The sequence below is a fragment of the Lyngbya confervoides BDU141951 genome (assembly GCF_000817775.3).
GTDB lineage: Bacteria > Cyanobacteriota > Cyanobacteriia > Thermosynechococcales > Thermosynechococcaceae > Lyngbya > Lyngbya confervoides.
Map to the genome: position 1 here is coordinate 1 of NZ_JTHE03000116.1, position 13,993 is coordinate 13,993.

Below are 13,993 nucleotides of genomic sequence, written 5' to 3' on the forward strand. Positions count from 1 at the left end.
TTTTGAACGAGCAAAGGCAAACCTGGGGTTAAGAAATCTGACGTACAACTTGAAACGATACGTGTGCCTAGAAACACCAGCAGCATCAGCAGAAGCATGAAAACAAAATGCTGGAAGCTGACTTAGTGTAAGACTTTCAATGAATTCAGTCTTCCAGATTCTTTCTCGGGTCAGCTTGGGTGAGAGTTCGATATCTCCTTGACAAGTTATACAATTAACCGCTGATACAGACTATTCAGGTCAGAAAGCCAATTTTTCGAGGTGCCCCCACACATGAAAGTTTTATTCGTATTTGATCGACCATTTATTCCATCTCGCGGCGGTGCTGAAGTAAGAGCCTTAAGTCATCTCGATTATTTCGAGAGTCGAGGCATCACTTGTGATTTGTTTTTAATTGATCGCTACAATAATTATCAGTTATGGCGTCAGGACGATTTAAATGCTTTAAAGGAGTCTAGGAATGGTGATATCTTTCTGCACCGTGCTATTGGACTACATCCTGATGTTATTTATCGGAAGCTAATGATACTAGCTACTCTACTTTCGGGAGAGCTGCCCGATGCCGCTCATCCGATTCACGCTTTACCTGGTATGATTCGATATTTTCGTCGCATCGTTTCTGAGAGTTCCTATAATCTTATTTTCTTTAATCATTCCTATTACTCAGGAGCTTTAGCAAAACATACTGACATTTCTTGTAAAACAGTTATTGACACTCACGACATATACACAAACTTGCTAAACGAAATTTATTCTCTTAAGAAACAGAGCAAAATTAATCCTCTTGTGTCCGATGCTTCACCTGCAAAAAAAATTCAACATTATATCTATCATAAGTTTTCATCCTTTGAGATAAATTACGAACTAAGTTTACAGCGTGAGCTAAAGCTTCTTTCACTATTTGATCGAATTATTGCAATTGCTCCAAATGAACTTGACTTGATTAAACAATGCGTTGATCTGCGCAACAAATCGTATCACATTCCAATGATAGCTCCGGATATAAGTCTACTTTCTAGAATAAAGGTAGAGGATGAAATTTTTAAGTTAATGTTTATTGGATCTCAATATGATCCAAATGTTGAAGCAATATATGAGTTTTGCACTCAAGTATTGCCAAAACTTAATGATAAAGTTTACTTGTATCTTGTCGGAGGAGTGTCAAACAGCCAGGATTTACCGTCAGATTCACGAATTGTACGTCTAGGTTTTGTAGAAAACTTAGATGAGCTTTATTCGCAGATTGATGCAGTTGTCTTACCCCTCAGCTTTGGGAGCGGAGTATCCGTTAAAGCGGTCGAAGCCTTAGCGCACGGAAAACCAGTTGTATCAATGCCAAAAGGTGTCAGAGGTCTTGCCGTAGCGCACGAGAAAGAAGTCCTCATCGCTCAGACTTTTAACGACTTTATCCCCCTAATTCAAAGACTCATGATTGACCATGAATTGCAAAGATTTTTGAGAACAGGAGCTCTCAACTATATACAAAAATATCATTCCAAATCAGCCGTTTATAGTAGTTTAGACTCTGTAATTTTTGATTAACCAAATTTTCTTGATGTGAAAAAGCTGGTTTTTATAACAGATACATATCCGCCAGATTTGTGTGGAGTTGCTGACTATGTTGAATTGGTCGCAATGGCACTATCCACAACTTATGAGGTTCACGTCATTACACGTTGTATTGACATTCCAAGAAAAACAGTGACTAATGGGGTTGTCGTCTACGAAGTTCTGCATGGTAAGGCCTACATCTTCAAGGCGATTCATTTAATTAAATCAATTCAACCCGATATCATAGATGTACAACTATCATACTCTTCGGCAAGCCAACTGCACAAGCGAAATTTGTTCACGATTGTAAATCCAATTATCTTTCATCTCTCTACACGTTCCATTAAACGTTGTCTGACAGTTCATGAACTTACAACGTATTTAAATGACAAACCATCGTTGCTCCGTGCTACATATCGCAAAGTCCGAGATCGTGCACAGACTCAAGGATATCATTACTATTTTTGTACAGACACTACTTATTTAAGTTTTTTTAAAAATAAAAAAAACAAAAGTTTTTTGCAAAGTTTTTCTAATATAAGATCTACCAGATCGCACAATTTAATAAATAGTAAAAACCTTGTTTTTTTTGGCACTATAGCTCCCAACAAGAACTTAGATGCTTTGTGTAATATATTTAATGAATTACATTACTTAGACCCTAATGTCCATCTTTATGTAGTTGGGGGTATCGTCGCAGGTTTTAAGGAGAAATTTTCCAATCTAACTAAATGCCTCCCTCCAGGAGGCTGGACCTATACAGATTACTTGGATAACAATGCACTAGCAATCTTGTTGGATAAATGTAGCTATGCAATTTTTCCCTTTTCGATTACCAACAAAAATGCCAGTGTATTAGCGATGCTTGTTAACCGATTAGTAGTAATTGCTGAATGTGAGTCATTGCCTGTCTATGCAGATTATGGTAATAATTTTTATCCGGTTCATAATATTGACTCTAATAAAGTCTATAGCATAATTAAAGCGACCCAAAATACCGAGACGTACTTTCCTGATAATGGAGAATTACTTAAAGATCACGTCTCTAAGCGTTGTAATGTTTACCAGCATCTCTTATCTATTAAGAATCAATTGTGATGCAACTTCTTTTTCCTCTAACCCTCTATCCCCCTGCAGTTGGTGGTGCTCAAATTCATCATCATTTCTTAGCACAAAATCTCCAATCTAACGGACATAAGGTACAGATTATAACTTTCTGGGATGATAACCGAACAGATTGGTTACTCGGGACTACAGTACATGCGCATGGATCTAGTGCTGATTATGTCATAGATGGTGTTTCTGTTCATCGAATGGGGTTCAATTTCGGAGAAAAAATTCGGATGGGAGCATTTTTGCCCATTTATTATCCTTGGATGAAAACTGCCGTTCCTTTTATTTCCCGAGAAATCAAGAAAAGGATTTATGATTTCTCTTTATCTGCCAACCTAATTCACAACGTACGTATTGGCAGAGAACATATTACCCACGCGTCATTGCAACTAGCACGACAACGAAATATTCCGTTTGTATTCACTCCTGTTCACCATCCCCGCTGGGTGGGTTGGCGATACCGGGTATATATTGACATTTATAGACAAGCTGATGCAGTTATAGCCTTAACTCAAGCAGAAAAAGCGACATTAGTAGAACTAGGGGTAGACCCAAGTCGGATATATGTTACGGGTATTGGTCCAGTTGTATCTGATACTTGTTTTCCAGAAGAATTTAAGTCGAAGTATAAAATTTCAGAACCTAATATTCTTTTTTTAGGGCAGCATTATTCATACAAAGGTTTTAAACATTTGCTAGACGCAGCTCCTTTAGTTTGGAAAAGTTATCCGGAAACCCAATTCGTATTTATTGGCCCTGCTGTGCAGGATTCTGAAAAAATTTTTCGTGAGTACTCTGACCCTCGGATTATACGCTTAGGGAGAGTTTCTATGCAAGAGAAGTCAAATGCGCTTGCTGCTTCTACCTTGCTTTGCGTTCCTTCCTCTCAAGAAAGCTTTGGTGGTGTCTACACTGAAGCATGGTACTTTGGAAAACCTGTAATTGGTTGTCAAATTCCAGCACTCACCCATATTGTTAATCATGGAGTAGATGGCTATCTGGTTCGTCAGAGACCAGAGGAAATCGCTGAATGTATCATCAGCTTGCTGGATAATCCAAGCCATGCTTCTACGATGGGAAAAATGGGAGAAAAAAAGGTGAAAGAGAAGCTCACCTGGGATAAAATAGCTGCTGCAACTGAGGCAATTTACCAATCATTAATGTAGTTGAGTATTCGATAAGTGTCTTGAGAATTGATTTAACCATATCTCAAGCTATCTCTGGGGGAGGGCAAGTTTTTGGAAGAAATTGATTGAAAATGATAAGCCTGACATAATAGCAAGCTAATGTAGAGCGGATTTAGTAATAAATATCTACGCCACAGTCGGCTGGGTTCTTTTAGCAATCGGAAAAACCATTCCAGCCCTCGATCTTGCATCCACTTTGGAGCCTGAGACAGTAATCCTGCATGAAAATCAAACGCTGCTCCAACCGCGATCGCAGGCATCCCCAGCAAGTCACGATTTTCGTAAACCCACACTTCCTGCCTCGGACAGCCAAGCCCTACAAAAACTAGCTTTGCACCACTGTGGCGAATTTGTGAGGCGATGTCTAATTGTTCTTCTACAGACACTTGCCGAAACCTTGATGGCTGCTGATCCAGAATTTGCAACTCAGGAAACTTCTGTTTCAGGTTGTCAGCTAGGGACTTCAGGACTTCTGGCTTGCTCCCATAAAGCGCAATCGGTAAACCCAGTTGAGCCACACGATCGCAGATCTTCAGCATTAAAGTTGGCCCATAGACCCGATCTGCTAATCCACATCGATAAAGCCAGTTCAACGCCCAGCGCACAGGTTGACCGTCCGGCACCAGCAAATCCAAATGATTTAACCGATAGGCCTGCTCTTGGTCTAGCACCCCAGTCATGACGCCGTGAACCGCCAGTGCCGAAACAGACAAAGGCTTACCTGCTTGAGCCGCAGTCAAAATCCGGTCAACCGCAGCCTCATAGTCAATCGCGTCAATCAAAATTCCTAAAATATTGAACCTTCCGTGATCAATCATGCAGCCCGATCCTCAATCCACCTGTCCTGATTCGCTTGGTAAATTTCTGTCAAAATCTGCGGGACATCGTAGTCCTGTCGCCAGTTAGGGTAGTCACGAGCAAACTTGGAGTTGTCGCTGATCCACCAAATATGGTCTCCAATCCGGTTTTTATCCGAATATTGCCAGTTCATTGGCTGTTGTGTAATAGTTTCGCAAATTTGAATGGCTTCTCGCATCGAGCAATGACTGTGTCGCCCGCCGCCCAAGTTGTAGACAGCCGCTGATTTGGGATTTTGATAAAACTCATAAAAGGCGCGGATTAAGTCGGCACTATGGATATTATCCCGCACCTGTTTTCCTTTGTAGCCATGAACAGTGTAGGTCTTACCTGTGGCGGCACACTTCATTAGATAAGACAAAAAGCCATGCAGTTCTGCTCCAGAATGGCTCGGCCCTGTTAAACAACCACAGCGAAAGCTAACTGTCTTCATCCCGAAATAGCGTCCATACTCCTGCACTAAGACATCTGACGCCACCTTTGAGGCTCCAAACAAACTGTGCAGCGTCTGGTCAACAGACATATCTTCTGCAATTCCAGCATGATAGGGATGATCAGCGTTAATTTCCCAGCGCGTCTCCTGTTCAATGAGCGGTAAACGGTTGGGAGTATCCCCATAGACTTTGTTCGTAGAGGTAAAAGTAAACGCTGCTTCTGGCGCATACTGTCGGGTCGCCTCAAGCAGATTCAAAGTTCCATTGGCATTAATCGTGAAATCCATGTGAGGATCACGTACTGCCCAATCATGGGACGGTTGCGCGGCTGTATGGATTACCAGACTGATTGCGCTCCCATATTGGCGAAATATTTGATTGATCTGCTCTTGATCTCGAATATCAGCAGAAATGTGACGATATTGACGCTTTAATTTTTTCTCAAGGCGTTGTCGATTCCACTGTGTTGAAGCCTCTTGACCAAAGAAGACACGGCGCATATTGTTATCAATGCCCACAACATCTAACCCAAGCTGAGCAAAGAACAAGACCGCCTCTGACCCGATCAAACCCGCAGATCCTGTGACAATTGCGATGCTCATCCAGACTATCCCTGCACTGTTTGCTGAACCTTAGAATACCCAAGTAGTTTTACGGATATATCGTTCCTGACGATCGCAAGAAATCCCGCTTGTCGGCCCTGACTTCTTAAAGAAGTGATGTTGCGATGGGTGTCTCTCACATAGACTAGCCCTGCTGCAATCTTTCATAACGGCTGCGAGTTTGCCAACCGGTTTCCGCAGGTCTCCAAGAACTTTTGATGATAGGTTAAAGAAATCCGATAATGCTTGAACGTTGTCCCAGGGATCGCCCCAAATCCCCCCTCAAATTCTGCGCATTTCAGCCTAGACCTTCAACCTCAGTGCACCATGGTCACCACACCCCTTAGCTCTCAGCCCGCCCCCACCCTGTCGCCCCTCAACGTTCCCCAGCGACTGTTGCTTGGCCCGGGTCCATCGAACGTGAACCCTGTCGTCCTGGCCGCCATGAATACACCGCCCCTGGGACACCTCGACCCAGATTTTCTGGGCATTATGGACGAAATTCAAACCCTGCTGCGCTACGTTTGGCAAACCCAAAATCGCCTCACCTACGCCATTAGCGGCACCGGAACCGCTGCCATGGAAGCAACCCTGGCCAACGCCATTGAACCGGGCGATCGCGTCGTGGTCTGCGTCAAAGGATATTTCGGGCACCGCCTGGTGGATATGGCCCAGCGCTACGGCGCCCAAGTCCACGCCATTCATCAAACCTGGGGCCAGCCCTTCTCCAAAGAAAGCATTCAAAACGCCATCGAAACCCATCGCCCAGCCGTTTTAGCCATTGTCCACGCAGAAACCTCCACGGGCGTCAGACAACCCCTGGAGGGACTGAGCGATCTGTGCCAGGCCCACGGAACCCTGCTGCTGGTGGATACCGTAACCAGCATGGGGGGAGTTCCCATCAAACTGGATGAATGGGGGATTGACCTGGCCTATAGCTGCAGTCAAAAGGGTCTGGCCTGCCCACCGGGCGCCTCCCCCTTTACCCTGAGCGATCGCGCCTACGCAAAGCTGCAAAAGCGATCGGGCAAGGTGCCTAACTGGTACCTGGATGCCACGCTGCTGGAGAAATACTGGGGTAGCGAACGCGTTTACCACCATACCGCCCCCATCAACATGTATTACGCCCTGCGCGAAGCCCTGCGCCTGCTGGCGGAAGAGGGGATTGAAAACGCCTGGGAACGTCACCAGCAAAATGCCGAGTATCTGTGGTCCCAGCTTGAGGCCATTGGGCTACAAATGCACGTGGCCAAAGAATACCGGCTGCCGACCCTGACCACCGTCCGCATTCCCGAGGGCATCGATGGCAAAGCGATCGCCCGCAGGCTCCTCCTGGACTACAACATCGAGGTGGGAGGCGGCCTGGGAGAACTAGGCGGGAAAGTGTGGCGGATTGGCCTAATGGGCTACAACAGCCGCCCGGAGAATGTCGATCGCCTCCTTCAGGCCTTCAAAGAGGTACTCTAATCTCCAGTCCTCCCTCCTCAGCGAGTGGGCATCGACAAGGACCCTACTTTATTTAAGCTCATCACAGGGGCGGCCCTAGCGGTCCCCCTGTTTTTGCAGTTCACAAAAATTTCGATTATTTAACAGAACGCGGGAGTCTCCATTGATATAGTAAATTCCTGAAACCATAAGCTGGGTAAATTCATGCAGACTCCCAATGTCCCAAATTATCTCCCCCAAGCGATCCTGGTGACCTTATTTTGCTGCCTTCCCTTTGGGATTGTCGCCATTATCTATGCCAGTCAAGTCAACTCTCATCTAGCCGCCGGGAACCATGCGGCGGCGGCCAGCGCCTCGGAGAAAGCAAAGCTTTGGTGTTGGGTATCGTTTGGACTAGGCTTGGCTGTCCTGGTCCTTTACTTATTGCTATTTTTGCTGCCTTTAATCCTGGGAAGCTAGACTTTCCGCTATGGTTTTCCTCATGGCTGTTTCACCAAAGTCTTGATCCCAAAGGCTTGACCCGTCAGCCCTTGCAAGGCCAATCCCCACAACGCCCGTCGCAACCTCATTCCCAACGTCATTTGCAACCTCATTTTGAGTCATCGTTCACCCCCTCAACTCCCCTTGATCCCCTCCCAGTCTCCCTTGCAAGGCACGGTGGGATGAATCAACTGCCCACTGATCCTGTCCCCTTAGGCAGACGCCAAGTTCAGCATCGACTTCGGGTCTATCTCCTCACGGGCACAATTCTTATCGCCGGGACAATTCTTTTTCTCGGCAATCCGGCCCACGGCGGTATTTTTCCCCCCAGCCCCTTTCGGGCCTTGACCGGGCTTTATTGCCCCGGCTGTGGGACCCTGCGTGCGCTCCATCAACTATTGCATGGGAATTTTTGGGCCGCCTTGGATCTCAACCCGCTGATGATTCTGGCCCTGCCCTATCTGGTTTACTCCTACTGCTGCTATGCGGCGCCAGTGATCATCAGGCGGAAGCTACCGCGCCTATTTCTGAAACCGCACTGGATAAACTGGATTTTAAAGCTCGTGCTGGCCTACTGGGTCTTGAGAAACATTCCACTCTGGCCCTTCACCTGGCTTGCTCCTTAACCGGGCTGGCCTAATCCATGAATGAATAAACGAACGATCCCTCGTCCCACGACCCCACCCGCCTCATGGAGAATCTTTGCATCAATCCCCGATGCCCTAACCCCCATCAAACCGATAGGCAACTGTTCTGTCAGTCCTGCGGATCGCAACTGCTGCTAGATGGCCGCTACCGAGTCATTCAGGAAATTGGCGGCGGCGGGTTTGGGAAAACCTACGAGGTTCAAGAAGCCCGAGAGAGTACTCCTAAACTTCTCAAGGTTCTCATTAACGAGCAGCCTAAGGCCATTGAGCTATTTCAGCGAGAAGCCATGGTGCTCAGTTCCCTGAACCATCCTGGCATTCCCAAGATTATGACCGATGGCTACTTTGAGTTTTTCCCAAAGGGCGTTTCCGATCCCCTACATTGCCTGGTCATGGAGAAAATTGATGGCCTGAATTTGGAGGAGTACATCCAGCAGTCCGGTCAGCGTCCCATTGACCAAAAGCTCATGCTGCGCTGGCTGGCAGAAATTACCGCCATTCTAAAAGAAATTCACCACCAGCAAATTTTCCACCGCGATATCAAGCCAGCCAATATTATGCTGCGCACCAGCGGCCCGTTGGCCCTGGTGGACTTTGGCACCGTGCGGCAAATCTCAGGGACTTACATGGCAAAGCAAGCCGTTGGTCAGGTGACCGGCGTGATTTCTGCTGGCTACACAGCGCCCGAACAGCTCAATGGGCAGGCCGTCCTGCAGTCGGACTTCTTTGCCCTGGGTCGAACGATGGTGTACCTTTTGACCGCCACAGAACCGTCCAACCTTTACGACCCGCATCTAGACCGAGTCAGCTGGCGTCACTTGGTCCCCAAGGTGGATAGTCGAGTCGTCGATTTGATTGACGACATGATGGCCCGCACCCCCAGTCAGCGTCCCCAGAGTGCAGAGATTTTACTGGCGCGCGTTCAGGATTTACAGCGAGCCATTTCTGCCCTCGGGTCTGGTGGCGTCAGCCCTCCAGCCGATGCAGCCGTTCCGCCCACTGAGGTCCAGCCGCCCTTGGGCAACCTTCCCTCCGTAGGGTCCACCCTTCCTCCCCGCCATGCGCCTCCCCCTCCCCCCTCCCATGGGCAGTACGGTCAGTCCGGCGCAGTCGGCCCCTCAAGCGGATCCGCTGACCCCAATTCCTATCCCCCTGGGCACAATGGTTCTCCAAACGCCTACTCCCAGGGACCAAATTCCTATCCCAACCCTGGTCCTCCCTATGCAGCGGGGGGCGCAAGGCCCCAATCCCAGTCCGTTCCGAACTATCTCCCCCAGGCCATCCTCACCACCTTGTTTTGCTGCCTACCGTTTGGGATTGTGGCCATTATCTTTGCCTCGCAAGTCAACACAAAACTCAACAATGGGGATTACCTCGGGGCAGTGGCGGCCTCCAACAATGCCAAGCTCTGGTGCTGGATTAGCTTTGGTCTGGGGGCCTTGGTTTTTGTGCTCTATGTGATAGGCATAGCGGCGTCTTCCTCCTAAAGGACGGAAAAGCCCACGGAAGCGGTGCAACCCGGCTTCGAAATCCCTGGATCCGGCCCACAGGCTGTTAATCCGGCACGCGATCTAAGCGCAGCCGATGGTTTGGGCTGAGCAATTGCCGGAAGGCCAGCAGCACCACCAGCAACGTGCCGAGGGCTGTTGCCGCTGCAATCATAAACACAATCACAATCTGATAGCGCACGGCGTCGATGGGGTTGGCTCCAGCCAGAATCTGGCCCGTCATCATTCCCGGTAAACTCACCACACCCATCACCATCATGGAGTTGGTGATGGGAATCATGCCGGTGCGCACGGCATCTTGAATCTGGCGATGACTGGCTTCCCACCGAGTTGCGCCGTGGGCCAGGAGCATTTCAATCTGGGACTGCTGCGTCACCAGTCCTTCAATAAAGCGGTCCATCCCCAGGGAGATCCCATTCAGGATATTGCCGAGGATCATGCCCAATATTGGAATTAAATATTGCGGGTCATACCAGGGACGGATCTGGATAATTCCCAGGAGCGAGATCTGGCTAACCAGAGCGGCAGCAACCAGGATAGAGAGGATGCTATTCCAATAAATGCCGATAAACTTTCGCTTGGTTCGACCCACGGCGGAGATTCCCGCAATGACAGTCATGGCAAGGGCGATCGCTGCGATGAGCCCTGGGTGATTCTGGGCAAAGAGCCACTCCAGGACATAGCCAATCAAAAGCAGCTGCAGCACCATGCGCCCGGAGGCAATAATCTGCGATCGCGCGAGGCCTAAGCGCAGCAGCAGCGACAGGCCCACATTCACGCTCATCAATAGCGCCGCTAGGCCCAGTTGCCCATTATTAATCGCCTGATAGGATCCGTTCATGACAGGATCGGCAGAGTCAAGGTGCGATGGCTCATGCGCTGAAGTTGGTCAGCGCTATGGCTCACCCACAGGTAGGATCGCTGGGGCTGCTGCTGCTGCCACTGACTAATCAGCGCTTCAACCTGGCGAGTGGTGTCGGGGTCTAGCGCTGCAGTGGGTTCATCGAGCAGCAGGACGATGGGATCAATCTGAAGCGCCCTGACCAGCGCGAGCAGTTGCCGCTCTCCCCCGGACAGACGCGCCACAGACTGGCGTAAAAAGGCAGCATCTCGATTGCAGGTCTGCAGGATCTCTAAGACGCGATCGCGGGAATAGGGAGAGTGGCCATTGCTCCGCAATTCCATCACAGCCCGCAGGTTATCCTCCACCGTCCCCTCGATCAGTCCAGGGGTTTGCATCAAGTAAATCATCGATCGCCGCAGACGCGGGATATCCCACTGCTTTAGGAATCGCCCTTGAAACATGACTGAACCGGCATCAATGGGATCTAGACCCACCAGCGATCGCAGCAGCAGGCTTTTGCCAGTCCCAGAGGCACCTGAAATTCCCAGGGCTTCCCCCGCCGCCAGCTCAAAGGAGACCTGCTGCCAGAGCCAGCGATCCCCCAGCCGTCGGCCTAAATTTTCTACGACCAGCAGAGGCGTCAACGTTGAACCCTCCCAAGGGTCATGGAATTCCATCAGCCTTCTCCCCACTCCATCCTGCTTGATTCTCACATGATCTGAGCGGGAGAGATCCCTGTCCCCTTCTCTCTACAATGGAGGGAGCCGTTTTGGACCTAGAAGGGATGATAGAAACCCTAGCTCAGTGGATGATTGGTGAATTTACAAACCGGACCCAGGCCCTGGAGGATCCAGTTTGGTATGTGCATCTGCAACTTTGGCACCGTCCCGTGCAGCTGCCGGTCCTGGGGGATTACTGCATCTTTGCAGAGCAGGCCAATATTCTTCACCCTGAGACACCCTACCGCCAACGCCTGCTGGTGCTGCATCAAGATCAAGCAGGACAAATCCAGGGCCAATATTGGGCGTTTCGATCCCCAGAGGCCTTCCGCGGGGCCGGAGCCCATCCCCAAAAACTCAGGGGCATCACCCGCGATCAGATCCTGGAACTGCCGGGGTGCAAGCTCACCCTGGACTGCAGCGATCAATCCTTTAGTGCCCGTCCCCTTCCCCATCATCCATGCTGCTTTGACTACGCCGGACAAACCCGCCAGGTGGAGATCGGCTTTGAGGTGCGGCCACAGCGCTTCACCAGCTACGATCGCGGGATTGATCCCCAAACGGGCAAAGCCATTTGGGGCGCCCTAATGGGTCCCTACCAGTTTGACAAATGCCAAGCCTATTCCTGGAACCCGTGATGAAGTTGCACCTCCCCGACCCCGAGGCAACCCGCGCCATCGGCCTGAAGCTGGGGCGATCGCTTCCAGCAGGCACAACCTTACTCTTGGAGGGCGAGCTTGGCACTGGCAAAACCAGCCTGGTGCAGAGCCTGGGGGAAGGTCTGGGGATCACCGATGCCATCGTCAGCCCCACCTTCACCTTAATCAATGAGTACCTTGAGGGTCGGGTTCCCCTCTATCACCTGGATCTCTATCGCCTCAAGAGCGATCAAGTCAGCGACCTTTACCTGGAAAACTACCTGGAGGGCCTGGAGGTGCCCCTGGGCATTGTGGCCATTGAATGGGCCGATCGCCTTCCCCAGCGCCCCGACGCCTACCTAAAAATCCAGCTATCCTACGAAGGAGCGGGCCGATCCCTCCAAATTTTGTCCTGCGGCCCGCTTGAGTTCAACCTTGATGCGCTGACCTAATCATGACCCTTCCCCCTGGCAAGATGGGCCTCCCAATCCTGGGAGAGACCCTGGCCTTTTTCAATGACCCGGAGTTTGCCCCTAAACGCTTTAGCCAATACGGCCCGATCTTTAAATCCAGAATACTCGGACAGCCCACCATTTTTGTCAAGGGATCCCAGGCCAATCAGTTTGTGCTTCTCAATGAACCGGAACGGTTTACCGTGAGTTGGCCCCCCAGCACCCAGAGACTCCTGGGGCCTTGTTCCCTCTCAATGCAGCAGGGGCACACCCACCGCAGCCGCCGTCAGATTCTAGCCCAGGCCTTTATGCCGCGCGCCCTGGCGGGCTACATTCCCACCATGATGTCGATCCTGGAGCGCTATGGCGATCGCTGGTGCCAGAGCAGTCCTCTCACCTGGTATCCGGAACTGCGCCACCTCACCTTAGAGATTGCCTGTCAGCTACTCGTTGGCCTGGAGAACGGATCCCAGACTTCTCTGGGGAAAAACTTTGAAGGCTGGACCGCCGGCCTGTTTTCCCTGCCCCTGCCCTTCCCCTGGACCGCCTTTGGCAAAGCGCTCCGCTGCCGTCAGCAACTCATTGCGGAAATTTCCAGCATCATTGACCATCGCCAAAGCACCGAGGACAGGACCGATGATCCCGCGAGCGATGCCCTGGGACTCCTGCTGAAGGCCGAGGATGATCAGGGGCAACGCCTCAGCCCCACCGAACTCAATGACCAGATTCTGACGCTGCTGTTTGCTGGCCATGAAACCCTCACCTCTGGCCTAGCCACCTTTTGTCTCCAGATGGCGCAGCATCCGGCAGTGCGCCATCGCCTCCGCGCCGAAATTGACCAACAGGCCCAAGATCCCCTCACTCTGGAACGGATCAAAGCCATGCCCTACCTGGAAAAGGTGATGCAGGAGGTGCTGCGATTCACGCCTCCTGTAGCGGGAGGATTTCGCCAGGTGGTTCAAGATTGCCAGTTCGAAACCTACACCTTCCCCAAGGGCTGGCAGGTGCTCTACCAGATCGCGGCCACCCAATCGGATCCGTCCCTTTACCCCAATCCAGACACCTTTGATCCCGACCGCTTTGAGTCCGAGCCGATTGCCGCCGTACCCAAGCATGGGTATTTACCCTTCGGCGGCGGGATTCGCGAATGTCTAGGCAAGGAATTTGCCCGATTAGAAATGAAGCTGTTTGCCATCCATATGCTGCAAACCTACGACTGGCAGATCCTTCCCGACCAGGACCTGAGCCTCACCATCACGCCCACCCCTGCCCCCAAAAGCGGCCTGAAGGTTCATTTCTGTCCCAGACGCCCCTGAGGTTTCTGCCCCACTCCCCGCTAGATCCAGCGGCATGTCCCCCGAACGGCACCGGGTCAACCATTGAAAACTTTCAATTTTGAATCTGGGCTATCCGTAGCAAGGTTAACAGTTCCATCAGGCTACACCAGCCATACTAGCGGCACAGCTCTAGCCAAGCAATTGGTTTGAATCCTGATTCTTCCTTCCTATCCCTTC

The 13,993-nt window shown here is 50.3% G+C and carries 14 protein-coding genes; 10 read left to right on the forward strand and 4 right to left on the reverse strand.

The genetic code is table 11. The features are described 5' to 3' along the window. The first annotated feature begins 273 nt into the window (after positions 1–273). Genes QQ91_RS20215 through QQ91_RS20225 form a run of 3 tightly spaced genes read left to right on the forward strand, consistent with a single transcriptional unit; the run spans position 274 to position 3,830 of the window. Positions 274–1,542, forward strand: coding sequence for a glycosyltransferase (locus QQ91_RS20215; RefSeq protein ID WP_166277828.1), 1,269 nt, complete (start codon positions 274–276; stop codon positions 1,540–1,542). 15 nt (positions 1,543–1,557) lie between these two features. Beyond that, positions 1,558–2,649, forward strand: a complete 1,092-nt coding sequence (locus tag QQ91_RS20220; RefSeq protein ID WP_166277831.1) for a glycosyltransferase — start codon at positions 1,558–1,560, stop codon at positions 2,647–2,649. Next, on the forward strand, positions 2,649–3,830 hold the full coding sequence (locus tag QQ91_RS20225; protein WP_166278088.1) for a glycosyltransferase family 4 protein: 1,182 nt from the start codon (positions 2,649–2,651) through the stop codon (positions 3,828–3,830). The genes QQ91_RS20220 and QQ91_RS20225 overlap by 1 nt, the downstream gene beginning before the upstream one ends. Positions 3,831–3,862: 32 nt before the next feature. On the opposite strand, the gene QQ91_RS20230 is transcribed toward QQ91_RS20225, so the two are convergent. After that, on the reverse strand, positions 3,863–4,669 hold the full coding sequence (locus QQ91_RS20230) for a WecB/TagA/CpsF family glycosyltransferase (RefSeq protein WP_166277834.1): 807 nt from the start codon (positions 4,667–4,669) through the stop codon (positions 3,863–3,865). Next, a complete protein-coding gene (locus tag QQ91_RS20235) occupies positions 4,666–5,745 on the reverse strand; it encodes an NAD-dependent epimerase/dehydratase family protein (RefSeq protein WP_166277837.1) in 1,080 nt (359 codons plus the stop codon). The genes QQ91_RS20230 and QQ91_RS20235 overlap by 4 nt, the downstream gene beginning before the upstream one ends. A 327-nt stretch (positions 5,746–6,072) precedes the next feature. Here QQ91_RS20235 and QQ91_RS20240 point away from each other — a divergent pair, with 327 nt between their 5' ends. From QQ91_RS20240 to QQ91_RS20255, 4 genes are all read left to right on the forward strand, one after another. Beyond that, the gene (locus QQ91_RS20240; protein ID WP_166277840.1) at positions 6,073–7,212 is read left to right on the forward strand and encodes a pyridoxal-phosphate-dependent aminotransferase family protein; all 1,140 of its coding nucleotides are present in this window, start codon (positions 6,073–6,075) and stop codon (positions 7,210–7,212) included. Positions 7,213–7,395: 183 nt separating this feature from the next. Beyond that, positions 7,396–7,650 (forward strand): CD225/dispanin family protein, encoded by a 255-nt coding sequence (locus tag QQ91_RS20245; RefSeq protein ID WP_166277843.1) that lies wholly within the window; start codon positions 7,396–7,398, stop codon positions 7,648–7,650. Between the two features lie 203 nt (positions 7,651–7,853). Further along, positions 7,854–8,297, forward strand: a complete 444-nt coding sequence (locus tag QQ91_RS20250; RefSeq protein ID WP_166277846.1) for a DUF2752 domain-containing protein — start codon at positions 7,854–7,856, stop codon at positions 8,295–8,297. Between the two features lie 65 nt (positions 8,298–8,362). Continuing rightward, positions 8,363–9,805: a protein kinase domain-containing protein gene (locus QQ91_RS20255; RefSeq protein WP_201277215.1), complete on the forward strand. Its 1,443-nt coding sequence runs from the start codon at positions 8,363–8,365 to the stop codon at positions 9,803–9,805. 67 nt (positions 9,806–9,872) lie between these two features. Here the strand turns inward: QQ91_RS20255 and QQ91_RS20260 are convergent, their stop codons facing one another. After that, entirely contained in the window at positions 9,873–10,667 is a 795-nt protein-coding gene (locus QQ91_RS20260; protein ID WP_166277849.1) for an ABC transporter permease, read from the reverse strand. Further along, positions 10,664–11,347: an ABC transporter ATP-binding protein gene (locus QQ91_RS20265; protein ID WP_166277852.1), complete on the reverse strand. Its 684-nt coding sequence runs from the start codon at positions 11,345–11,347 to the stop codon at positions 10,664–10,666. The genes QQ91_RS20260 and QQ91_RS20265 overlap by 4 nt, the downstream gene beginning before the upstream one ends. A gap of 107 nt (positions 11,348–11,454) precedes the next feature. Between QQ91_RS20265 and QQ91_RS20270 the strand changes: the two genes are divergently transcribed. From QQ91_RS20270 to QQ91_RS20280, 3 genes are read left to right on the forward strand one after another with little or no spacing between them, the layout of a single operon-like run. Continuing rightward, positions 11,455–12,027 carry a chromophore lyase CpcT/CpeT gene (locus tag QQ91_RS20270; RefSeq protein WP_166277855.1) on the forward strand — a complete coding sequence of 191 codons (573 nt, stop codon included), beginning with the start codon at positions 11,455–11,457 and terminating at the stop codon, positions 12,025–12,027. Further along, complete coding sequence (tsaE, locus tag QQ91_RS20275; RefSeq protein WP_166278091.1) at positions 12,027–12,479, forward strand: tRNA (adenosine(37)-N6)-threonylcarbamoyltransferase complex ATPase subunit type 1 TsaE; 453 nt, start codon at positions 12,027–12,029, stop codon at positions 12,477–12,479. Before QQ91_RS20270 ends, tsaE begins: the two co-directional genes overlap by 1 nt. 2 nt (positions 12,480–12,481) lie before the next feature. Continuing rightward, positions 12,482–13,795: a cytochrome P450 gene (locus tag QQ91_RS20280; RefSeq protein WP_166277858.1), complete on the forward strand. Its 1,314-nt coding sequence runs from the start codon at positions 12,482–12,484 to the stop codon at positions 13,793–13,795. The last annotated feature ends 198 nt before the right edge of the window (positions 13,796–13,993 follow it).